This is a genomic window from Pantoea sp. ICBG 828, assembly GCF_002928355.1.
Taxonomy (GTDB): Bacteria; Pseudomonadota; Gammaproteobacteria; order Enterobacterales; family Enterobacteriaceae; genus Pantoea; species Pantoea dispersa.
Window position 1 is genome coordinate 107,659 of the sequence record NZ_POWN01000004.1, and the last position, 23,048, is coordinate 130,706.

Below are 23,048 nucleotides of genomic sequence, written 5' to 3' on the forward strand. Positions count from 1 at the left end.
CCTTCCTTTCCCAATAGTGGGAGAGAAGGGCAGGCATGCGTAAGCCAGTCAGCGCTTAACCGCGGCCGTGCGGCTCATCCCAGTCAAAAGCCGGTCCCAGCGAAATAACGCCGTTCGGATTGATGGTCTTGTGGCTGCAGTAGTAGTGATGGCGGATGTGCGGCAGGTTCACCGTATCGGCAATGCCCGGCATCTGATAAATATCGCGCAGGAAGCCGTTCAGGTTACGGTAATCGCTGATGCGATGACGATCGCACTTAAAGTGGGTCACGTAGACCGGGTCAAAGCGCACCAGCGTGGTCCACAGGCGCAGATCGGCTTCGGTGAGGCGATCGCCGGTCAGATAGCGATGCTGACCCAGAATCTGCTCCAGCCGTGCCAGCGCATGGAACAGCGCGGTTACGGCTTCATCATAAGCCGACTGTGACGTGGCAAACCCACTTTTGTAGACGCCGTTATTGACGGAGTCATAAATCCAGCCGTTGAGTTCGTCGATCTTGTCACGCAGCTCGGGCGGGTAGTAATCGCCGGCGCGAGCGCCCTGCGCGTCGAAGGCGCTGTTGAACATACGGATGATATCGGCGGATTCATTACTGACGATAGTGTGCTGCTTTTTATCCCACAGCACCGGCACGGTCACGCGCCCGCTGTACTGCGGATCGGCATGCAGATAGAGCTGATAGAGGAATTCGTTCTGATACAGTGAATCGCCGGTCGCGGCGGGGAAGTCATCGTCGAAGGTCCAGCCGTTCTCCAGCATCAGCGGGTGCACCACTGACACCGAAATCATCTCTTCTAACCCCTTCAGCTGACGCATCAGCAGGGTGCGATGCGCCCACGGGCAGGCCAGCGAAACGTATAAATGATAACGATCGCGCTCGGCGGCAAAGCCGGCTTTCCCGGTTGGCCCGGCGCTGCCGTCTGCCGTGATCCAGTTACGCCAGACTGCTTCTGTGCGTTTGAAGCGGCCACCGGTTGACTTCGTATCGTACCAGGTGTCATGCCAGACACCGTCAATCAGTTGTCCCATAAGCCCTCCATAAAAAAACGGGGCGAGGAAAATCCCCGCCCCTGCTATTCAGTATATGTGCTGTTGCACGGCTTGTGTGCTTAGCGTGCGGTTGCTGGCATAAAGCGCTGACGAATCAGGCGGTCAATGCTGTAGGCGCCCGGACCCACCAGACCCAGCACCAGGAAACCACCGGCGATGGACAGGTTTTTCATGAACATCAGCTGGTTAACGCCTTCCGCAAAGTTGCTGTGGAACAGGAACGCGGTCAGCAGCGTGAAGCCGGCGGTGAACAGCGCGGTGAAGCGCGTCAGGAAGCCGAACAGAATCGCCAGGCCGCCCCCCAGTTCCAGCAGAATCACCAGAGGCAGCAGGAAGCCGGGCACGCCCATCGCCTGCATGTACTGTGCGGTACCCGCATAGGCGGTGATCTTGCCCCAGCCGGCAGTAATAAACAGGATGGTCATTAATACGCGTGCCAGCAGCAGGCCTGAGTCTTCGAATTTTTTCATCATTTACTCCAACAAGGTTTTTGGCGCAGGTTGTTGGCCTGCCGGGTTATTTTCCCGCTAAACCGCGTTAAACAGTTCGTCGGGCTGATGGAGGGAGATGATAGTCGCGCGCAGCAATAGTTGTAAGCGAGATAAACTGTCGATGTTATTCAGGAATTCTGAAGGAGGAAAACCGAACCTTTTCGATCCGGTTTAAGGTGGGGAAGTTAGCGTGGCGGCATCGCCGATTTGATCATGCGCCAGGTGCTCCACAGGCCGAGTCCGCGTTTGGCCCAGCGCATGATGCGGTTGGGGCTGCGGATCGACCAGATGGCGAGCGCGCTGCTGCCAATCGCCAGATAGCGGCGCAGGCTGAGAAACGTCAGCCAGCCGCGATCGTACTGCGCGGTGCTTTCCAGCCAGTCGCGGCGGGCAGCGCTGAGATCCAGCCGCTGCTGCTGTACCTGATTAAGCAATTCATGAATGCGTGCTTCTCGTTCACGCTGACTCATGAGCGATGCTCCTCGAGTAAGGTGCGATCGGTGTCCAGCTCTTTGCGCGTATGGCGCAATAGCGTGGACTGCCGGGATTTACGCAACGTCCATAAACCAAAAATCAGCGCCAGCGCGAATAGCACGCCGGTGGTGATGGCAATCGCCATCAGCCGGTACTGCGCATCCACCGCCCAGATAATCAGCACCATCAGGCTCATTAATCCGAAAGCGGTAAACAGCATGGTCAGGCCTATCATGATCAGCATCTGGATCAGATTGGCCTTTTCCTCTTCCAGCTCGGCAACGGCCAGCCGCACGCGTGTCTCGACCATGCCAACCAGCGTTGTTACCACGCGCTGACCTACATTGAAGACCCCTTTGCCTGGGCCGTGGCTCTGATTCTCGCTCATATCAACGACGTGAAATCAGGATGCCGATCAGCACGCCGACTGCTGCGCCGATACCCACGCCGTGCCACGGATTTTCACGCACGTAGACGTCCGCTTTTTCCGCCGCTTCACGCGTGGTCTGCGCGATGCGTTCGCCGGATTCGCCCAGCCGCTCGCGTGAACTCTCAATGGCACCGCGTGCTTTGTGACGCAGTTTATCCAGCTCGCTTTTCGACTTATCAGCCGAGCTGCTCAGCACTTCTTCCAGGGTGTCGGCAAGGTTTTTCAGTTCCGCACGCAGATGTTCAGATGTGGTGTCTTTAGCCATGGTGTTCTCCATTACATCATTTATTTAAGTCCGATTAATAAGGCTCGGCCTGCAGCTTTTTCAGCTCCTGGCGTGCCTCTTCCAGCTTCCGTTCGCGCTTACCGATTTTCTCCTGGTCTTTGCCTTCCTGGCGATCCTGCTGCAGTTCGCGCTCGCGCTCAGCCACTTTATGCTGCTGGGCTTCAATACGTTCAGCGTGGGCGGATTTCAGTTTCTCGTCAGTGCAGTTGGCGCGGACTTCAGTCAGCGCGCGTTCCAGTCCGGTGACCCGGCGCTGGTTGTCGTGCTGTTTCGCCATCTCAATTTCGCGCTGAATATCCTGCTGTTTTTGCTGACACAGCGATTCCGCTGCCAGCAGTGAACCTGAGAGAGAGAAAAGAATCGCACCCAGCAGTAGTTGTTGTTTCATCAGGTTTTTACCTTCCATTGTTGACGACCTGTCGCAAACCGGACAGGAGGGGCATCCCAGCTTGTCGTCTGCTCGCGCTTACTTAAGAATAGACAGCAGACGAAAAAATTCAAAAAACACGCGGGGATAGCGAGGATTGAGGTGCCGCCGGGCGGTGAACCCGACGGCGGGGATCAGCTATAGGTGGGGCGATTAGCGTCCACCACCTGCTGTGACGCCTGCGGACCCGCCGCCACGACAAAGCCCTGTGGCAGCAGGCGGCGCAGTACTTTCTGCGCGGCCAGGCTCTGCTCTTCATTCTCAAAATGAATGACCAGCGCATCGCCTGCCGAGGTAATACTTTTAATCCGCACGCCCTGCGCCGAAAGCTGCTGGTAGAGATAAAAGCCGTCCGGCAGATTGGTGCCACTGTGTGCCACGCGGATCTTCACCACCGTTTCATGCTGCATCAGTTTGGGCACAATGCCGATAGCCAGCAGCGCCAGCACGCCAGCGCACAGCCAGGGGAGTAAACGCCTGGGGAAATTACGCAACCCTGTCATTACTGTGACTTCCCGTTCTGACCCGCCTGACGTTTACGCCACAGCACTACCAGTGAACCCACCAGACCGATGACCAGCAGCACCAGCGGCAGCAGCATCAGGCAGAACATCAGCTCATCTTCATAGCGGCGGAAAATGGGTGTTTTCCCCAGCGCAAAGCCGAGCACGGTAAGAATCAGCACCCACAGGAAGCCGCTCATCCAGTTAAAGAACTGGAAGCGGGCATTGCTCAGGCCAGAGAGGCCGGCAATGGTCGGCAGCAGGGTACGGACAAAGGCGATAAAGCGGCCAATCAGCAGCGCAGACAAGCCGTGGCGGTGGAACAGACTGTGGGCGCGCTGATGATACTGCGCGGGCAGATGGGAGAGCCATTTCTGCACCGTCGGCGTATTGCCAAGCCAGCGGCCCTGAATGTAACTGACCCAGCAGCCAAGGCTGGCGCCGGTGGTCAGCACCAGCAGGGTCAGCGGGAAGCTCATGGTGCCTTTCGCGATCAGCACGCCGACCAGAATCAGCAGACTGTCACCAGGCAGAAACGCGGCGGGCAGCAGGCCATTTTCGAGAAACAGAATCATGAACAACACGCCATAAATCGCCCACACCAGGGTGGGGTCGGAGAGCATTTCGTAATCCTGCTGCCACAGGGCATGCAGCAATGCTTGCAAAATATCCATCAATCATTCCTGAACATCATTGTTAAACGTGCCCGTGAGGGGCTTAGGCGCAGGCGGGTTAAGTTATACATTTTAGGTATGCCACCTGAGCAGGATTTCCGGATCCATCCAGAATTGATTGTTAAATCAGCGACTTTTTATAGCCCTGTCGCAAAGGGTAAGAAAAGGGCGATAACTGTAACAAAAATCGCGGGATTCAGACAGTGTAAAGTCGCGGTCGCACAGGAGTTTTACCTTTTGACGCAGATGGTCAAAAGGAGCTTTACACGAGCTGACACTATTGCAGATTAACTGACTTTTTAGCCTGAAAATGCAGCGTTTTCTGCCATTGCGGCTTCAGGGCAGGATCACCGGATTTTCTGCGAACATGTAACGGTCGACGTTGAATTCGAAATCATCGGCGGTGGCGTCGAACAGCATCTGTTTAGTATTTTCCAGATGCTGCCACATCGCCAGTTTGCTGGCGGCGGGATCTTTGCGCATCAGCGCTTTTAAAATCTGGTCGTGATCGTCGCACCAGCTGGTGATATGGCGCGCGTCAATGTGCTCGTGCAGCTTAAGCCAGTAAGGATTATGCAGCCGGTGCCGCCACATTTTCTCTACGATGGCGGCCAGCGCGCTGTTTTGGGTGGCCTGGGCAATGCGCACGTGAAACTCCATATCCCATGTCGAATCGCGCGCGTGATCTTCCTGCCGGGCTTTTTCCTGAATCGCCAGCAGCGCCACGATGTCCTGTGGACGGATCTGCGTGGCGGCAAATTCGGCGACATTGCTCTCAATCAGCTGGCGCGCCTGCAGCAGTTCAAAGGGGCCATAGCTGGCAAACTCCAGCTGATCGGCGGCGCTGTCGCGCGGTTGCGGCTGGTCGCTGATCACATGAATGCCCGATCCTTTGCGCACCTCGACGTAGCCTTCCACCTCCAGCATGATGATTGCTTCCCGCACCACGGTGCGGCTCACCTGGTGCGACTCCGCAATCATCCGCTCTGCCGGTAACTTTGCCCCCACGGCATAACTGCCCGCTTCGATACGCTGCTTGAGTTCGCTGGCGAGTTGCTGGTAGAGGCGGCGGGATTCGTTCAGGTCCATGATTTTTCGGTTCTGTGAAAGACGGTAAGTTGTTATACCACTTACCCTGCAATGTCGCAAAGCGCTGAAGCTGTTATACCATCTGGCAAGTTAAGAACCTGCGCGCCTGCTCAGGTTTGATGTTTAATTTATAGAATATACATATATTTAAGTTGATGAAAATAAGAGGCACGCCGGCTTTCGCCGTATGGCAATGATGGATAATGTGACGCAGTTGGCAAACAAATCTCCCTGTCGCTGAAATTGGTATGATAACTTTTGCGCATTAGCTGACCGATTTCATCTTCAAGGAAGCGACATGTTGCGACTCAACCGCCGCGATTTCCCCGGCGCACGCTATAGCGAACGCGTGATCCAGTTCGGCGAAGGCAACTTTTTACGTGCCTTTATCGACTGGCAGCTCGACTGGCTCAATGAACATCAGGGCACTGATGCCGGCGTGGTGGTGGTGCGACCGCGCAACCGGATGCAGACGGAGACGCTCAATCAGCAGGATGGCCTCTACACCACGCTGCTGCGCGGGCTGAATGACGCCGGGGAACCGCTCAGCGAAACCCGGCTGATCCGCAGCCTCAATCGTGAAATCCAGCCTTATCAGCAGTTCGATGAATTCCTGGCTCTGGCACGCGCGCCGCAGATGCGTTTTGTGTTCTCCAACACCACCGAGGCCGGCATCGCGTATGCCGAACAGGATCGGCTGGAGGATCAACCCGCGTCGTCGTTTCCCGGCAAACTGACGCAGCTTTTGTGGGCGCGTTATCAGCACTTTGCCGGTGCCGCCGATAAAGGCTGGCTGATCGTGCCGTGTGAGCTGATCGACCATAACGGCGACACGCTGCGCGCGTTAGTGCTGCGTTACTGCCAGCAGTGGCAGCTGCCAGCGGCCTTTACGCAGTGGGTGACGCAGCACTGCGCCTTTTACAACACCCTGGTGGATCGTATTGTCAGCGGCTATCCGCCGGATGGCGCACAGATTGCAGCCCAACTGGGCTATGACGACCGCTATCTGGTGGCCGGGGAGCGCGACTACCAGTTGGTGCTTGAGGGGCCGGATGCGCTGATGCACGAGCTGCAGCTGACGGCGCTGGCACCTGCCGTCAGGCGGGTGGATGACATCACGCCGTACAAGGCGCAGAAAGTGGCGATCCTTAACGGGGCGCACACTGCGCTGGTGCCGGTAGCGTTTCAGGCCGGGCTGGCGAGCGTGAGCGAGGCAATGAACGATGCGCAACTGGCCGCTTTTGTCGACGCCCTGCTGCGCGAAGAGGTGATTCCGACGCTGGATTTGCCGGGTGACGAGCTGCACGCCTTTGCCGATGCGGTGCAGCGCCGCTTTCGCAATCCGTTTATTCACCATGTGCTGCTGGCGATTGCGCTCAACGGCATGACCAAATTCCGTACGCGCCTGCTGCCGGCGCTGTTGCAGGCGCAGCAGCAGTGTGGCGACTGGCCGCCGCGCCTCATCTTTGCCTTTGCCGCGCTGCTGGCGTTTTATCGCGGCCAGCAGGATGACCGGCAGTGGCCGCTGCAGGATGACGCGCACTGGCTGCAGCGTTTTGCCCGGTTGTGGCCGGCGGTCCTCACCGATCAACTCACCCCGCAGCAGCTGGTGAGCGACGTACTGAGCGACGCGCAGCACTGGGGCGAAGATTTAACCCAGCGGCCCGGCCTGGTCCCGGCGGTCAGCCAGCAACTGCACAACATTCTCGTCCACGGCATGCGGACGGCCCTTAGCCAACTGAGATAACGCGATGCAACAGGCAATCAAAATACATTCACGCGACAACGTCGCCGTCGCGCTGCAGGATCTGGCGGCTGGCATCCAGGTTATCGTCGCAGAACAGCGGATTACGCTGCATCAGGATATCGGGCGCGGCCACAAGTTTGCGCTACAACCGCTCAACAGTGGCGAGCAGGTACTTAAGTATGGGTTGCCGATTGCCCATGCCACTCAGCCGATCGCCGTTGGCGAGCTGATTCACTCCAGCAATGCGCGCACCAATCTGAGCGATGTCGACGAGTACGTATACCAGCCGGAACACCTCACGCTGCCACCGCAGGCGGCGGATCGTGAGGTACAGATCTATCGTCGCGCCACGGGTGAGGTTGGCATTCGTAACGAGCTGTGGATTTTGCCGACCGTCGGCTGCGTGAACGGCATCGCCCGGCAGATTGTGTCACGCTTCCTCCGGGAGAGTGACGACGCGGCCGGCATCGACGGCGTGCACCTGTTCAGCCATCCCTTCGGCTGTTCACAGCTGGGCCAGGATCATGAAAATACCCGCACCATGCTGCAAAATATGGTGCGTCATCCCAATGCCGGCGCGGTGCTGGTGATTGGACTCGGCTGCGAAAACAATCAGGTCGATATCTTTCGCGACACGCTGGGCGGCTTTGACAGCGAACGTGTGCAGTTTATGGAGTGTCAGCAGCAGGATGATGAAGTGGAAGCCGGCCTGCAGCGGTTGCATGCGCTGTACAACGTGATGCGTCACGACCGCCGCCAGCCGGGCAAACTGAGCGAGCTGAAGTTTGGTCTCGAATGCGGTGGCTCGGACGGCTTTTCCGGCATCACCGCCAATCCGCTGCTCGGCTGTTTCTCTGACCAGATGATCGCCAACGGCGGCACCACGGTGCTGACCGAAGTGCCGGAGATGTTTGGTGCCGAGCGCATCCTGATGAGCCGCTGTCGTGATGCGGCGATTTTCGACAAAACGGTGGCGATGATTAACGATTTCAAGCGCTACTTTATCGATCATCAGCAGCCGATTTATGAAAATCCATCGCCGGGCAACAAGGCGGGCGGCATCACCACGCTGGAGGAGAAGTCGCTGGGCTGTACGCAAAAAGCCGGGCAGAGTCAGGTGGTGGATGTGCTGAAATACGGTGAGCGGCTGCGCACGCCGGGGCTCAATTTGCTCAGCGCGCCCGGTAACGATGCGGTCGCCACCAGCGCGCTGGCCGGAGCCGGCTGCCATATGGTGCTGTTTACCACCGGGCGCGGCACGCCGTACGGCGGCTTCGTGCCCACCGTGAAAATCGCCACCAACACGCCGCTGGCGGAGAAAAAGCCGCACTGGATTGATTTCAATGCCGGACGGCTGCTGGAGGGCACCAGCATGGAGGCGCTGCTGGCGGAGTTTGTTGAGACTATTGTGGCGATTGCGAACGGCCAGCCGGCGCGCAATGAAGCTAATGATTTCCGCGAGCTGGCGATCTTCAAGAGTGGCGTGACGCTTTAAAGCGGCAGCGGTTAAAGCGCGGCACCGGTGGGTGCCGCGACGCGGGTTAACCGGCGGTGCGAGGCTGACGTTCCGCTTCCGCCTGACATACGGCGGCGGTAAACAGAATATCGGTCGAGGAGTTGAGTGCGGTTTCGGCGGAATCCTGCAGTACGCCGATGATAAAACCGACCGCAACCACCTGCATCGCCAGATCGTTAGGGATGCCAAACATGTTGCAGGCAACCGGAATCAGCAGCAGCGAACCGCCCGCCACGCCGGACGCACCGCAGGCACACAGCGAGGCGACAAGGCTCAGCAGAATAGCGGTGGGTACGTCCACGGCAATGCCCAGCGTGTGCACCGCAGCCAGCGTCAGTACGGTAATGGTGATTGACGCGCCCGCCATGCTGATGGTGGCACCGAGCGGAATCGATACCGAATAGGTGTCTTCATCCAGATTCAGGCGTTTCGCCAGCGCCATGTTGACCGGAATATTCGCGGCCGAGCTGCGGGTAAAGAACGCCGTTACGCCGCTTTCGCGCAGGCAGGTAAACACCAGCGGATAAGGATTGCGGCGGATTTTCTGAAACACCAGCATCGGGTTGACCACCAGCGCCATAATCAGCATGCAGCCAATCAGCAGCGTCAGCAGGTGGGCATATTGCCACAGCGCGCCGAAGCCGGTTGAGGCCAGAATCGATGCCACCAGGCCAAAAATGCCCAGCGGCGCGCAGCGAATCACACAGCGCACCACCCAGGTCGCGGCATTCGACGCGTCATTCAGGAAGGCTTTGCTGCTCGGGCTGGCATGGCGAAACGCCAGGCCAAGACCAATCGCCCACACCAGAATGCCAATGTAGTTGGCGTTCATCAGCGCTTCAATCGGATTGGCGACCATGCTCATCAGCAGGCCGTGCAGCACTTCGGTGATGCCGGACGGCGGGGTGATTTCGGTCGTACCGACATTCATCGATAACGTCTGCGGGAACAGATGGCTGAAAATTACCGCGACCACCGCCGCGAAGAAGGTACTGAGCAGATACAGCATAATGATCGGGCGAATTCTGGTTTTTTGCCCCTGCTGATGGTTGGCAATCGAAGAGATCACCAGCACCAGCACCAGCAGCGGTGCCACGGCTTTCAGCGCGCGCACGAACAGTTCGCCCAGCAGACCGACGGCTAACGCGGCATCGCGTGAAAGCCACGCCAGCGCCACGCCGGCAACCAGGCCGATCATGATTTGTTTTACCAGACTGCCTGAGAACAGGATGCCCAGCGGTCGAAGAAGATTATTTAGCATATTACGGTCTTTTATTACGGTATGAGTGTTGTGCGCGGTTGCTCCGCGCCAAACGGTTTGCCCGGCGGAGTATAAGGAAAAGTCCTGGCGAGAAAAGAGATAATTCTGTCGGTGCGCGCCAGATCGGTTTTTTGATCTGCTGATGACGGGAAGTGTGACAGAGATATGAAACGCGAAGGTTGGCGCTGGCGAAACAAAGCAGGGGCGATTAGCGCCCCTGCAGAAGATTATTGTGAGATGCCTTTCTGGTCGTTTCTGTGGTTTACCCAGGCGTTAATCAGCAGCGTACCGCCGAGAATCACGCCGACCACCGTCAGCGAGATCGCCACCGGAATGTGATAGAACTCGACAATCAGCATCTTGATACCGATAAACACCAGCACGATCGCCAGACCGTACTTCAGCATCGAGAAGCGCTCTGCCACGTTGGCCAGCAGGAAGTACATAGCGCGCAGGCCAAGGATGGCGAACAGGTTAGAGGTCAGCACGATGAACGGGTCGGTAGTGACGGCAAAAATAGCCGGAATACTGTCGACAGCGAAAATAACATCGCTCAGCTCCACCATAATCAGCACCAGCAGCAGCGGTGTGGCAAACAGCACGCCGTTTTTGCGGGTGAAGAACTTTTCGCCGTGCAGTTCATCGGTCATGCGCAGATGCTTACGCAGCCAGCGCACCACCGGCTTATCGCCGACAGCAGCATCATCGTCCTCTTTCGCGAAGGCCATTTTGATGCCGGTAAACAGCAGGAAAGCGCCGAAGATGTAGAGGATCCAGCTGAACTGTGTGACCAGCCAGCTGCCGGCAAAGATCATGATGGTACGCAGCACAATCGCGCCCAGCACGCCGTAAATCAGCACGCGGCGCTGAAGATTAGACGGAATGGCGAAGTAGCTGAACAGCATCAGCCAGACGAAGACGTTATCGACCGCCAGCGCTTTTTCCAGCACGTAACCGGTGAGGAACGCCAGGGTTTGTGCCGTCGCGACTTCGCGCCCGGCGCTGCCGTCGAGATACCACCAGAACGCGGCGGCAAACAGCAAAGAAACGGAGATCCACACCAGCGACCAGACGGCGGCCTGTTTGAATGACATGGTTTGTGCGCCGCGTCGTCCCTGTAAGAAGAGATCGATCGCCAGCATGATGAGCACGACGACAGCGAAGCTGCCCCAGAGTAACGGTGTGCCTACAGAGTGCATAGTCGTATCCTGTCCTGAAAATGAAAAAACGGCTGAGTCAGAAGACGTCAGCCGCTTTATAGAGCTGCAAGCAAACCTCGCCTTCCGGCAAGGTCTCACTTACAACACAGAATCAATTCCGGGTTGCCTGACGACCGGATGCGCTACGCATCGTAATGACGATCGGTCAGCTTACAAGTTACTCCCCTTTGCTGCGGCCAACATACGTGCAACCGCGAGCAGATTCAATGGGGGAGCTGTAATATTTTGCAATATTTACACTTCTTTCCGATCCGCCGGAAACACCACGCCGGTCTGGCGACGAATCTCTGTCAGCAACCGGGCGGTAATGCGTGACACCTCCAGCGCAGGGTGCTCCACCTGGCGCGTTTCCACCAGCCGGGCGAAGGTCTCTGCTTCATACAGCATAGTATTGATGTGCTGTGACTGCGTCAGGTTCTGGCTCTCGCCGCCGCGCGGAATCAGGCGCAGCTGCTGGCACTCGGAAATTTTCTCAATCACTATCGAGCCGGCTTCGCCCTGGATTTCGCTGGGAATCAGGGAATCACTGACTTTCGAGTGCAGCAGCGTGACGTCGAAATCGCTGTAGTCCAGCACTACCACGCCGTGCGCATCGACGCCGCTTGCCAGCAGCGAGGCCTCCGCTTTCACCTGCTGCGGCGCACCCCACAGGGTAACGGCAGCGGCGAGACAGTAGTAGCCAATATCCATGATCGAACCGTTGGACCAGCGCGGGTTAAAGGTATTCGGGTTCTCACCGTCGAGATAGCGCTGATAGCGTGATGAGTACTGACAGTAGTTGAACAGCGCTTTGCGCAGTGTGCCCAGCTGCGGCAATGCCTGTTGCAGGCGCAGGAACGTCGGCAGACTGGCGGTTTTGAACGCCTCAAACAGCACCACCTGATGCTGACGCGCACAGGCAATCATCGCCTCAGCTTCACGCAGGTTAGAGGCCAGCGGTTTTTCGCAGATGACGTGTTTGCCGTGCGACATGAACAGCAGCGCCTGCTCACAGTGCAGCGCATTGGGGCTGGCGATATACACCGCGTCGATTTCCGGACTTGCCGCCAGCGCCTCCAGTGAGGTAAAGGTCAGCGGACAGGGATAATCCGCGACAAAGGCGTCGGCCTGCTGCTGGCTGCGTGAATAGACGGCGCTCAGTTTCATTTTGCCGCTCTCATGCGCGGCATCGATAAACTGGCGGGTAATCCAGTTGGTTCCCACAATGGCAAAACGTATCACGGCTGGCTCTCCTGCACTCTGAAAGCGGCAGAGTAGCATGTTCCCTGGCGGCGCAGGCAGGCGAAATTTGATCCTGCGATCCGCATTCCAATATGATGATGCCAAACCCTTTTTTAACCGACATGCGGGGACGCCGGGTGAGCGGAAGCAAACACGCACTGAACTGGACCACACTGCTGATCGCCATTCCGGTGGGCCTGGTGGCCTCACTGGTCACGCTGGCGTTTCGCGGCATCATCGATCTCATCAATCATCTGCTGTTTCACAGCGACAGCGAAATCACGGTCGCGATGCACGTCTGGCCGTGGATCTTCTGGCCGCTGCTGGTGGGCGCAGGCGGGCTGCTGGCCGGCTGGTTCCTGCGCTACGCGGTGGCGATTGAGCAGCAGGAGACGGTGAAAACCGATTACCTTGAAGTGATTAACGCGCGGCTGGATGCGGTGCCCACCAAAACCTCGCTGTTTCGCGCACTGTCGTCGATTGCCAGTATCGGCAGCGGGGCGTCGATTGGTAAAGAGGGGCCGATGGTGCAGTTGTCGGCGCTGAGCGGCAGCCTGCTGGGGCGCTGGCTGCCAGCGTCCCTCAATATGCGCAACAGCGACATCGTCGCGATGGCCGCCGCCGCCGGTCTGTCGTCGGTGTATCACGCCCCGCTGGCGTCGGCGATTTTTGTCGCGGAAATTGCGTTTGGTATCTCTGCGCTACAGCGGCTGATTCCGCTGATTGTCGCCTCGGCAGTGGCGGTGATGACCATGTGGTCACTGGGCTTTCGCAGCGCGCTCTATCCGCTCTCCGACACGCTGTTTCAAATGGATCTCACCAGCCTGCTGATGACGGTAATCATTGGGTTTGCTGCGGGCGTGGCAGGCTGGCTGTTAATCAAGCTGATTGCGCGCAGCAAAGCGTTATTCAGCCGCGTGCACTCGCTGCCGTTCAGGCTGGGCGCAGGCGGCTTTGCGGTTGGCTTACTGGCGCTGATCTCCACCGATATCCTCGGTAACGGCTATGAAGTGATCGTGAAAATCATTGAAGGCAACTATCTGCTGGCGGGTCTGCTCGGCCTGCTGGTGCTGAAAATGCTGGCGACCACGCTCTCGGTCGGCTCCAACGCGGTAGGCGGCCTGTTCACGCCCTCATTATTGATTGGTGCGCTGCTCGGCGTGGCGCTGGCGCAGACTGGCGTGCTGCTGCATTTGCCGGTGGGCAATACACTGCTGTATGCGGCGGTGGGCATGGCGGCGGTGCTGGCAGCGGTCAGTCAGGCGCCGCTGATGGCGATGCTGATGGTGCTGGAGATGACGCTCAACAGCAGCCTGCTGTTCCCACTGATGATCGCCTCGGTGCTGGCGTCAATGCTGGTCTACCGGCTGCAGTCTGCCAGTACCTATCCGGTGGTAAGCCATCACCTTAATCGTTCAGAAGCGAAATATGATTTTGATAATATGCGGGTTGATCAGCTGATCATCCCCGGCGCGGCGCTGCAGCCGGCGGAATCGGTCGGGCAGGCGCTGGCGGTGAGTTCGCTCAAGCGCGAGCGCTACGTCTACGTCATTAATCAGGCCGGTCAGTTTCTCGGCGTAGTATCAATTCATGACATTTCGCGCAAAGTGCTGGCACAGGAGATCACGCTGGATTCGCCGGTCAGCAGCGTGATGGATGATAATTTCCCCTGCATTTACCAGCACCAGAGCATGCGTGAAGGCTGGGAGGCGTTTGCGCGCGTGACGCTGGAGCGTTTACCGGTGCTGAATAATGCGCAGGAGCGTCGCTTCCTCGGGGCATTGACCAAAACCAGTCTGATTCAGAAAGCGCAGGAGTTTCTTTAGGCCGCGTTGCCGCGCAGCGCCTGTTCGGTCATCCACAGGCGCGCGTCGAACTCCAGCTGGTGATAGTCCGGCTCCATGTGGCAGCACAGCTGATAAAAGGCTTTGCTGTGATCTTTCTCTTTCAGGTGCGCCAGTTCGTGCACCACGATCATGCGCAGAAAGGGTTCCGGCGCGAGGCGGAAAAAGGTCGAGATGCGAATTTCGGCCTTGGCTTTCAGGTTACCGCCCTGTACGCGGGAAATGGCGGTATGCAGGCCAAGTGCATGCTTCATCACTTTGATTTTATTATCCCAGATGACCTTGCTCACCGGCGGTGCGCTGCGCATATAGCGGTTTTTCAGCGCCTGCGTATAGTCATAAAGCGCGCGGTCGCTGACGACGTCGTGCGTATCGGGATAGCGCTGCTGCAAAAAGGCGGCTAATCGCTGATTATCAATCAGCACTTGCACCTGTTCGAGGATGTTTTCAGGGTAACCCTGCAGATAGATTAATGACATTGGGATTCCCGACGAAAGACAGTATACTGCGCCCCCTTTTCAGGGCGAAAATCGCGCAAAGTGTACCACGCCGGAGATTCCATGAGCCAACTTGAACTGACCGATCGCACGCTGACGCTTCAGCGCTTCCCGCCGATGCGCGAAGAGAGCCCGCTACAGGCGTGGGACGCCGCAGATGAATATTTGCTTCAGCAGGCGCTGCCGGCAGGCCCGGTGCTGGTATTCAATGACAGCTTTGGCGCGCTGACCTGCGGGCTGAACGATCGGGAAATCTGGCACGTCAGCGACTCGTGGCTCAGCCAGCAGGCCGCCCGGCAGAATCTGCGTCTCAACGGTCTGGATGAAGCGTCGGTACACTTTCTTGATAGCCTGGCGCCGTTGCCGGCTGCCCCGGCGGCGGTACTGATTAAGCTGCCCAAAGCGCTGGCGCTGCTTGAGCACCAGCTGCGCGCGCTGCGGACGGTCGTCACGCCGGATACCCTGATTCTGGCGGCCGGTAAAGCCAAAGATATCCATAATTCCACGCTGCAGCTGTTTGAACGCATTCTCGGTGAGAGCAAAACCTCACTGGCGTGGAAAAAAGCGCGTCTGATTTACAGCCATTTCAGCGCGCCGGCGCTGGCGGACGTGCCGGCGACCACCGTGTGGCCGCTCGACGAGACGCCGTATCATATCCACAATCACGCCAATGTGTTCGCCCGCGCGGCGCTGGATATTGGCGCGCGCTTCTTTCTGCAACACCTGCCGCACGATATTGAGGGCGAAATCGTCGATCTCGGCTGCGGTAACGGCGTGATCGGCCTGCAGGCACTGGAACAGAATCCGCAGGCCGAGGTGCTGTTCGTCGATGAATCTTACATGGCGGTGGCTTCCAGCCAGCTTAACGTTGAGCTCAACCGGCCACAGGATCTGGCGCGCTGCCAGTTTCGGGTTAACAACGTGCTGAGCGGTTTTCCGTCGGACCGGCTGCATGCGGTGCTGTGCAATCCGCCGTTCCATCAGCAGCACGCGGTGACCGACCACCTGGCGTGGCAGATGCTGCGTGACGCCAAACGCTGCCTGCAGTATGGCGGCGAGCTGCGCATCGTCGGCAACCGCCACCTTGGCTATCATCAGAAAATGAAGAAGCTGTTTGGCAACTGCGAGCTGGTGGCCTCTAACGCCAAATTTGTGGTGCTGCGTTCGGTCAAGCTGCGTTAATCACAGGCTGAGCGCCAGCTCAGTGGCCTGAGCAATGGCGCGCCGTGCATCCAGCTCCTGCGCGACGTCGGCACCGCCGATCAGCCGCACGGCTTTGCCGCGTGCGGCCAGCGCCTGCGCCAGCGTACGCAGCGGTTCCTGACCGGCGCAAATCACGACGTTATCTACCGCCAGCGTCAGCGCTTCCCCCTGATGGCGCAGGTGCAGCCCGTCATCATCAATCTTCAGATACTCGACATCGCCCCACATCTGCACGCCGTGCGCCTGCAGGCTGGCGCGATGGATCCAGCCGGTGGTTTTCGCCAGCCCGGCGCCCGGCTTGCCGGATTTACGCTGCAGCAGCCAGATCTGGCGATCGGCAGGAGCCGGCTGTGGACGCACTAAACCGCCGCGCGCCTGCAGGCTGCGATCGATGCCCCAGCTTTGGTAGAAGTCTTCCTCGCGATCGGCGTGCTGCAGCAGAAACTCCGCGGTGTCGAAACCAATGCCGCCGGCACCGATAATCGCCACGCGCCGGCCAACCGGTTTTTTGTCGCGTATCACCTCGAGATAGCTCAGCACGCTGGGGTGATCGATGCCCGGAATCGCCAGCTGGCGCGGTGTGATGCCGGTCGCGATGATGACTTCATCCGCCTGTTCCAGTTCGTCGGCGCTGACGCGATGATTCAGGCACAGCTCAACACCTGCGGCTGCCAGCTGATGGCGGAAATAGCGCAGCGTTTCGCTGAACTCCGCCTTGCCGGGGATCTGGCGGGCAATATTAAACTGGCCGCCAATCTGCGCATCGGCTTCATACAGGGTGACGTGATGGCCGCGCTGCGCCGCCTGCAGCGCGAACGCCATACCGGCCGGACCGGCACCTACCACCGCGAGGCGTTTTGGCTGCGCGGCGGCGATGACCGGCATCAGCGTTTCATGACAGGCGCGCGGATTGACCAGGCAGGAAGTGACCTTGCCGGCAAAGATTTGATCGAGACAGGCCTGATTACAGGCGATGCAGGTATTGATGGCGTCGGGCTGGCCCGCCTGCGCTTTGCTGACAAACGCGGCATCGGCAAGAAATGGCCGCGCCATCGACACCATGTCGGCAATACCGTCGCGCACAATCTCCTCCGCTACCTGAGGATGATTGATACGGTTGGTAGCGATAACCGGTACGCTGACGTGCTGGCGCAGATGCTGCGTGACCCAGGCGAAACCGGCACGCGGCACGCAGGTGGCAATGGTGGGAATGCGTGCTTCATGCCAGCCAATGCCGCTGTTGAACAGCGTCACGCCGCGTTGCTCCAGCGCCGTGGCAAGCTGCAGCGTCTCCTGCAGTGAGCTGCCGTTATTCACCAGGTCGAGCATCGACAGGCGAAAAATAATGATGAAGGCTTCGCCGACGGCGGCGCGCACCGCCTGCGTCACTTCCAGTGCAAAGCGCTGCCGCCGCGCCACATCACCGCCCCAGCCGTCGTCGCGCTGATTGGTATGGGCGACCAGGAACTGATTAATCAGGTAGCCTTCGGAACCCATGATTTCGACACCGTCGTAACCGGCCTGCTGCGCCAGCCGGGCGCAGCGCGCGAAATCCGCGATGGTTTGTTCAATCTGCGCTGCGCTCAGTGCCTGCGGTGTAAACGGGTTGATGGGCGCCTGTAACGCCGAGGGCGCCACCAGATCGCGCTGATAGCTGTAACGTCCGGCGTGCAGGATCTGCAGCGCAATTTTGCCCCCCTGTGCATGTACCGCATCGGTTATCTGGCGGTGCCAGCCGCACTGGGTTTCGTCTGTGAGCATGGCTCCGCCCTGCGCCACCACGCCCTGCGCATTGGGCGCGATGCCGCCGGTCACAATCAGCGCAACGCCTTCCCGGGCGCGCTCGGCGTAGAAGGCAGCGAGGCGCTGAGCGCCATCAGCATGCTCTTCCAGACCGGTGTGCATTGAGCCCATCAGGAAACGGTTTTTCAGTTGCGTAAAGCCCAGATCCAGCGGGGCAAACAGATGCGGATAACGCTCAGTCATGATCACTTACTCAGTGAGTGGTCGGATGAGTGAACTCTAGCGGGAAAAGTGCGGGCTGGAAATTTGCGGCGCTCAGCCTGTGAGAAACATCAAAAAAAAGCAGGGCGGCAAGTCGCAGACGAAAGTATCGGACCACTTTCGCCAGGCACGGGAAGAAACCTGCGCGCCCTGTAATGGCATGAAGATTGGGCTAATAAATTAGCTCTGTGGTTATAAATTCCTGTATGACTCAATCTCTATAACAATCCCGGGTGAGGACGAGGTGATGATGCCATGCCTCAGTCGAATTAATCCGCAAGACTGGTCTTGATTTTGGCTTCAGCAGGCACCGTTTCGCCGTGCCAGTTCGATAATATCGACCAGATTCTTTGATTCGAGCTTTTGAAAAATTTTAGTTTTATAAGTACTGATAGTTTTGTTATTTAATCCTAATTCACAGGCAATGATTTTATTGGATTTTCCCTGCGCCAGCTGACGTAAAATAAGCGTTTCCCGCTCGGTCAGGCGCGACAGCATATCCTGTTCATTAACATAACGCTGGCGCCGGTCAAGAATATCGCCGGGCAGATAATTTACATTGTTAAATACGCAGCCAATGGCGGCGATCAGCGTCTGAATCGGATCGTATTTCGACACGAAGCCGTTAGCACCCTGACTAAGCGATTGTATAAGCAGGTGATTGTTACTGCTCTGACTGAGCAGAATGACTTTCATCCAGGTTTTAGATTTTACGATATCGCGTAAAAAGGCGATGCCATTTTTCTCTTTGAAATCAGGATCTAAAATCAGGATGTCGATGTGCTGATGAATAACATCGTCAATACCATCATTAATTGTGTTTGCTGTAGTGACACAATTAAAGCCATTCATTAATAATAAAGCCTGCACCCCAGCCGCAACAAGGCGATGCTCATCAACGATGAGAATTTTTGCATTAAACATAGATCTCCCTTTTACGACACCGATATGATGGCGCTGGCGGACATTATGTCTGGCGGCTTATCCCGGCGAACCGAGAAATGTCTTGATAAGATTATGTTTTTATAAAACCTGCTGATTTTTCAGCCGATATTGTTCAAAGATAATTAATGTTTCATTGACGGCGTTAATTTCGCACGCGATGGCGGCAATCAGCTGCGCGACATCGTGTCCTTCCTGCTGGTGTTTCTCCAGCTTGCGCCCCAGCTCCATCAGCGCGCTGGCATTAAGAATACTGGCACCGCCTTTCAGCTTATGGCCAAGCTGTGACAGCGCGTGAGCATCAGTGGTTTGCTGCAGCGCCGCCAGCAATTCATCGTGGCTGGTGCGAATACTTTCCAGCAGGGTGATGCAGCTGGCGGGATCGCGCTCAGCCAGCTGCATCAGCAGCGGCGCAAAAGTCGGAACCGCCACAGGGGCCGGCAGCGCGGCGACGGCGGTATCAGCAACAGGTTGCCCGGTTACGCCGGCTGCAGCCTCGCTGTCAGGAGCGTTTGGCGTGCGGCGCGGACAGTGGGTGATTTGCGCCAGCAACGTATCCAGATTCAGCGGCTTGAACAGACAGTCGTTCATGCCAGCCTGCAGGCAGCGCTGCATGATGTGCTGCTCGGCGGAGGCGGTCAGGCCGTATAGCGTGATCGGCGGCAGATGATGGTGGCGTTCATGCTGGCGCAGCGCCTGGGCAAATTCAAACCCGTTCATGCCGGGCATATTACAGTCGGTAATGATCAAGTCAAAGCGCAGCGGATCCTGCTGCCACAGCTTCAGCGCTTCGACGGCGCTTTCGCTCACCACCACCTGATGGCCCGCCAGCTCCAGCTGTTTACCCAGCAGCAGGCGATTGGGCGCATGATCATCAATCACCAGCACTGACAGCTTGTCGGTGACCAGCGGCTGTGTCAGATGCGGTTGGGTTTGATCGCGCGGTTCGCCGGCCGGCGCGCGGAAGTAGAAGGAGAACACCGATCCTTCACCTGGCGTACTCTCCACAATCAGTTCGCCATCCAGCAGCTCTGCCAGATTGCGGCAGATGCTCAGGCCAAGACCGGTGCCAATCTGCTGCTGCTGACGTTCACCGACCTGGACAAATGGCTCAAAAATCGCCTGCTGCTGCTCCTCGGTCATGCCGCAGCCGTCATCGCTCACTTCTATGACGAACTCACAACCTTCCTCTTCCTGGCCAATCCCCTGCATCAGCACCACGGTTACGCTGCCGCGATCGGTAAATTTAATGGCGTTACTCAACAGGTTAGACAGGATCTGGTTGATCATCAGCGGATCGGTCTGTACCCAGTAGGCCGCGATGTCCATCTCTACGCGCAGATCGATCCCTTTGCTTTCGGCTTTGTTGCGAAACAGCGTCACCGCCTGATCGATCACATCCGGCAGATAGACGGTTTCCGGCGTGGGTTGATACTGGCCTGATTCGATCTTCGACAGATCGAGGATATCGCCGATCAGCGACAGCAGCGCGCGCGCCGAGCTGTAGGCGACGCGAATATTCTCTGACAGCGTCTCACACGGCTGCGAGCGGGTTTCCAGCTCCAGCAGACCAATGATGGCGTGCAGCGGCGTGCGGATCTCATGGCTCATGCTGGCGAGAAACTCACTTTTGGAGCGGTTGGCTTTGTCTGCGGTGTCCTTGGCCAGCTGCAGCTCCTGCAGCAGCGCGTTACGTTCGGTGACATCGACCCAGCCGCCGATCACCCCGGCAACTTCCCCCAGCCGATCGCGAAACGGCAGCGTCCAGTGGTACAGATGGAAGGCCTGCTGGCCAAACATCAGCTGGACGTCGCGCATTACCGCTTCACCATCCTGCAGCGTCTGCTGGTAACCATCTTCAATAGTATGAATGCTGGCGTTATTGGTGTTGAACACGTCCGACAGTCGTTTGCCGATTACCTCTTCGCGTTTGATGTGCAAAAAGCGCAGATAGGCATTGTTACAGTCCACCAGCCGCGTTTGCTTATCGCGGATATACATTGCCACCGGCGAGTCATTAAACAGCGTGTGGGTAAAATTGAGCTGATTTTTTAGCGCATTCTCTGCCTGCATACGCTGCTGAATCACTTTGCGCAGATGGTGGTTCCACAGCAGGATCAACAGAATCAATCCCAGCGATACCGAAACGATCAGCAGAATCGTTTGCTTATAGTTCTGCCACGAGCTACTGAGAAACGGCGGTTCCGCCTGACGCCACTGCGCCATCAGCTTAAACAGCGTTTCCGGCGGGATGGCCAGCAACGCTTTATCGAGAATGCTGATCAGCGTCTCATTGCCTGGCTCTACGCGCATCACAAAGCGTGCGGGATCGGCGCCCAGCGTACCCTCGACGATCAGCCCGCTGCCAAAATGGTTGCGCAGATGATAGTCGGCAAAAATTTTCGGCACGATCACCGCATCGACCTTGCGCGCCAGCAGCTGGCGCAGCGCATCCAGCGGACGATCGGTATCGCTGACCGACAGGTGCGGATAGTGCTCCTGCAGCCAGCTTTTCATTAGCGGATTTTTTAGCATCAGCGCCGAACCAAACGGAAAGGTGTCGCGCGCCATAATGTTTCCCGGCTGCTGATTGCGGATGATCACCCAATGCGAAACCAGCCACGGACGCGTAATCAGAGCCGGTTGTGCTTCGAACTGTGGCTCCAGAATTTCCAGCGGAAACAGCTTTGGCAAAGGACGTCCGCCGGGGTGTTCATGACTGGCGTGCGCCACAAAATTCAGGCCGGTCTGGCTGGTGATCAGCTCCAGCACGTCCGGCGCCATGCCGCGAAACTGTTCTGCCGGCGTCCGGCTGCTGAGCGGTGCCTGCGCCAGCGGCAAGGTGGTCTCAATGTGAATGTTGTTTTGCAGCCACTGCTCTTCGTCGGCGGTCAGCGCCAGCGGATTGCGTTGCAGTACATGATGGGGATCGAGCTGCCAGCGTTTGGCAATCTGCATGCGGATAGACAGCGGAATCTGCGGCAGCGCCTGGTTGATGGCGTCGGCCAGCGCAGGATATAGCGGACTGATGCCGAAACCGACGTTGAGCGGAATCGTATGCTCGTCGGCGAGAATTGTGAGCGCGTTGGCAAACAGATAGCGATTGAGGTGCGTCAGCGTCGCCGCATTTCCCCAGACGCGCGCCGTCTGACCATAAACGGTGGCGGCGACGGCATCATAATAGCCCGGGAAACGCACCAGCTGCGCGTTTTCGTATGTCTCTTCCAGGTACTGGCGCTGCAGCGGCGTGCCTGACCAGGCAATTTGCTCGGGCATGCCGTTATTGAGAAAAAGGTCGCTGTCGGTCTTCAGTCCCATCACGCTGTAATCCAGCATCCACGGAGCGCTGGCCAGCAGCGGCTGCGACTGTGACGATGGCTGGGCGACGTAAATCGCCAGCATATGCATTTCGCCTTTCAGCACCGCCTGCTGCGCGGCGCTATGACTGGGGAAGTGATAAAGCTCAATGCTGGTCTCCAGCATGCTTTGAATCAGCGACAGGTAGTCGGCGCTCAGGCCTTCGAAGCGGCGCGTATCGGTATCCATATATATCGGTGGCTGTGATTTACCGGCCACTGCGACTTTAATCACTTTATTTCGAAAGGCAGAAGAGATGGGCTCAGCCAGCTGCAGCGCGGGCTGTGCGGTATCGTAACGCGCTAAAAGCTGCAATGGTTTGACCTGCGCCTGCAGCGCGCCGGCAAAAAAAATAAACAGGACCACGCCCGTCAGACGGATGAAATTAACAGGATTAAACACCGTGCGTTCCTGAAGAAAATAAAGTCATTAATGCCGATAAGGGAAAAGGAGTATAAAGAGATTTTTCCCGCCTGCCTGATCTAATGCCGCATTAAGGATATTTTGCGACCATTCTCGAATGTTTAACTTATTATTAACATCCGTGGTTTTTTTTAGATATTGCTTTTGCTTTGATTTCAAATATTTCAACGGTTTATCCATAAAATGACCTTTCAAGACAATTCTTATGTGGTCCATTCGCAGAGTTACGTCAGAATTTTCGCAGTTTTTCCGGGGCCGCTAACCGCTGCTGTCCATTCATCTGGTAAAACTACCTTTTAATTAGCGGTAATAAGTTAAACGCGTAAGCAAAATTCTAATTTTTGTTAACCTGGTGACGTTTGGTTTAAACCGTTGCAAGCGATTTTCC

The 23,048-nt window shown here is 57.4% G+C and carries 21 protein-coding genes; 4 read left to right on the plus strand and 17 right to left on the minus strand.

Annotated elements, in window-relative coordinates; translation table 11 throughout:
• Window positions 1–55: 55 nt before the first annotated feature.
• The 9 genes from C1Y43_RS11050 to exuR form a co-directional block, all read right to left on the minus strand.
• Window positions 56–1,030, minus strand: coding sequence for a glutathione S-transferase family protein (locus tag C1Y43_RS11050; RefSeq protein WP_104188214.1), 975 nt, complete (start codon window positions 1,028–1,030; stop codon window positions 56–58).
• An 80-nt stretch (window positions 1,031–1,110) separates the two neighbouring features.
• Window positions 1,111–1,521, minus strand: a complete 411-nt coding sequence (locus C1Y43_RS11055; protein WP_010618799.1) for a DoxX family protein — start codon at window positions 1,519–1,521, stop codon at window positions 1,111–1,113.
• Between the two features lie 206 nt (window positions 1,522–1,727).
• A complete protein-coding gene (locus tag C1Y43_RS11060) occupies window positions 1,728–2,012 on the minus strand; it encodes a YqjK-like family protein (RefSeq protein WP_010618800.1) in 285 nt (94 codons plus the stop codon).
• Window positions 2,009–2,404, minus strand: coding sequence for a phage holin family protein (locus tag C1Y43_RS11065; RefSeq protein WP_021312955.1), 396 nt, complete (start codon window positions 2,402–2,404; stop codon window positions 2,009–2,011). The genes C1Y43_RS11060 and C1Y43_RS11065 overlap by 4 nt, the downstream gene beginning before the upstream one ends.
• Before the next feature lies 1 nt (window position 2,405).
• Window positions 2,406–2,711, minus strand: a complete 306-nt coding sequence (locus C1Y43_RS11070; RefSeq protein ID WP_021509708.1) for a YqjD family protein — start codon at window positions 2,709–2,711, stop codon at window positions 2,406–2,408.
• A gap of 34 nt (window positions 2,712–2,745) precedes the next feature.
• Window positions 2,746–3,120 carry a DUF1090 domain-containing protein gene (locus tag C1Y43_RS11075; RefSeq protein ID WP_136546454.1) on the minus strand — a complete coding sequence of 125 codons (375 nt, stop codon included), beginning with the start codon at window positions 3,118–3,120 and terminating at the stop codon, window positions 2,746–2,748.
• Between the two features lie 173 nt (window positions 3,121–3,293).
• A complete protein-coding gene (gene mzrA / locus C1Y43_RS11080; protein ID WP_031280145.1) occupies window positions 3,294–3,662 on the minus strand; it encodes an EnvZ/OmpR regulon moderator MzrA in 369 nt (122 codons plus the stop codon).
• Complete coding sequence (locus C1Y43_RS11085; RefSeq protein WP_021509705.1) at window positions 3,662–4,336, minus strand: DedA family protein; 675 nt, start codon at window positions 4,334–4,336, stop codon at window positions 3,662–3,664. Before C1Y43_RS11085 ends, mzrA begins: the two co-directional genes overlap by 1 nt.
• 336 nt (window positions 4,337–4,672) lie before the next feature.
• The gene (gene exuR, locus C1Y43_RS11095) at window positions 4,673–5,425 is read right to left on the minus strand and encodes a transcriptional regulator ExuR (RefSeq protein ID WP_104188215.1); all 753 of its coding nucleotides are present in this window, start codon (window positions 5,423–5,425) and stop codon (window positions 4,673–4,675) included.
• 298 nt (window positions 5,426–5,723) lie between these two features.
• Between exuR and C1Y43_RS11100 the strand changes: the two genes are divergently transcribed.
• Window positions 5,724–7,172: a tagaturonate reductase gene (locus C1Y43_RS11100; RefSeq protein ID WP_104188217.1), complete on the plus strand. Its 1,449-nt coding sequence runs from the start codon at window positions 5,724–5,726 to the stop codon at window positions 7,170–7,172.
• 4 nt (window positions 7,173–7,176) lie between these two features.
• On the plus strand, window positions 7,177–8,667 hold the full coding sequence (locus C1Y43_RS11105) for a UxaA family hydrolase (protein ID WP_104188219.1): 1,491 nt from the start codon (window positions 7,177–7,179) through the stop codon (window positions 8,665–8,667).
• A gap of 46 nt (window positions 8,668–8,713) precedes the next feature.
• On the opposite strand, the gene sstT is transcribed toward C1Y43_RS11105, so the two are convergent.
• The 3 genes from sstT to C1Y43_RS11120 all read right to left on the minus strand — a co-directional run bounded on the left by sstT (window position 8,714) and on the right by C1Y43_RS11120 (window position 12,390).
• Window positions 8,714–9,949, minus strand: coding sequence for a serine/threonine transporter SstT (sstT, locus tag C1Y43_RS11110; RefSeq protein WP_104188221.1), 1,236 nt, complete (start codon window positions 9,947–9,949; stop codon window positions 8,714–8,716).
• Window positions 9,950–10,176: 227 nt separating this feature from the next.
• Complete coding sequence (locus C1Y43_RS11115) at window positions 10,177–11,148, minus strand: TerC family protein (RefSeq protein WP_104188223.1); 972 nt, start codon at window positions 11,146–11,148, stop codon at window positions 10,177–10,179.
• Window positions 11,149–11,403: 255 nt separating this feature from the next.
• The gene (locus C1Y43_RS11120; protein WP_104188224.1) at window positions 11,404–12,390 is read right to left on the minus strand and encodes a Gfo/Idh/MocA family protein; all 987 of its coding nucleotides are present in this window, start codon (window positions 12,388–12,390) and stop codon (window positions 11,404–11,406) included.
• A 137-nt stretch (window positions 12,391–12,527) separates the two neighbouring features.
• On the opposite strand from C1Y43_RS11120, the gene C1Y43_RS11125 reads away from it, so the two are divergent.
• A complete protein-coding gene (locus C1Y43_RS11125) occupies window positions 12,528–14,216 on the plus strand; it encodes a chloride channel protein (protein WP_058771350.1) in 1,689 nt (562 codons plus the stop codon).
• Here C1Y43_RS11125 and C1Y43_RS11130 read toward each other — a convergent pair.
• The gene (locus C1Y43_RS11130; RefSeq protein ID WP_021509697.1) at window positions 14,213–14,713 is read right to left on the minus strand and encodes a M48 family metallopeptidase; all 501 of its coding nucleotides are present in this window, start codon (window positions 14,711–14,713) and stop codon (window positions 14,213–14,215) included. The genes C1Y43_RS11125 and C1Y43_RS11130 overlap by 4 nt on opposite strands.
• 81 nt (window positions 14,714–14,794) lie before the next feature.
• On the opposite strand from C1Y43_RS11130, the gene rlmG reads away from it, so the two are divergent.
• Window positions 14,795–15,913 (plus strand): 23S rRNA (guanine(1835)-N(2))-methyltransferase RlmG, encoded by a 1,119-nt coding sequence (gene rlmG, locus C1Y43_RS11135; RefSeq protein ID WP_058771320.1) that lies wholly within the window; start codon window positions 14,795–14,797, stop codon window positions 15,911–15,913.
• On the opposite strand, the gene C1Y43_RS11140 is transcribed toward rlmG, so the two are convergent.
• The 4 genes from C1Y43_RS11140 to C1Y43_RS23815 all read right to left on the minus strand — a co-directional run bounded on the left by C1Y43_RS11140 (window position 15,914) and on the right by C1Y43_RS23815 (window position 22,840).
• Window positions 15,914–17,920 (minus strand): NADPH-dependent 2,4-dienoyl-CoA reductase, encoded by a 2,007-nt coding sequence (locus C1Y43_RS11140; protein WP_104188226.1) that lies wholly within the window; start codon window positions 17,918–17,920, stop codon window positions 15,914–15,916. It abuts the gene before it with no gap.
• Between the two features lie 318 nt (window positions 17,921–18,238).
• Window positions 18,239–18,862 carry a response regulator transcription factor gene (locus C1Y43_RS11145; RefSeq protein ID WP_021509694.1) on the minus strand — a complete coding sequence of 208 codons (624 nt, stop codon included), beginning with the start codon at window positions 18,860–18,862 and terminating at the stop codon, window positions 18,239–18,241.
• Between the two features lie 99 nt (window positions 18,863–18,961).
• Window positions 18,962–22,639 (minus strand): ATP-binding protein, encoded by a 3,678-nt coding sequence (locus C1Y43_RS11150; RefSeq protein ID WP_104188227.1) that lies wholly within the window; start codon window positions 22,637–22,639, stop codon window positions 18,962–18,964.
• 27 nt (window positions 22,640–22,666) lie between these two features.
• Entirely contained in the window at window positions 22,667–22,840 is a 174-nt protein-coding gene (locus tag C1Y43_RS23815; RefSeq protein WP_158252665.1) for a hypothetical protein, read from the minus strand.
• Window positions 22,841–23,048: the final 208 nt, after the last annotated feature.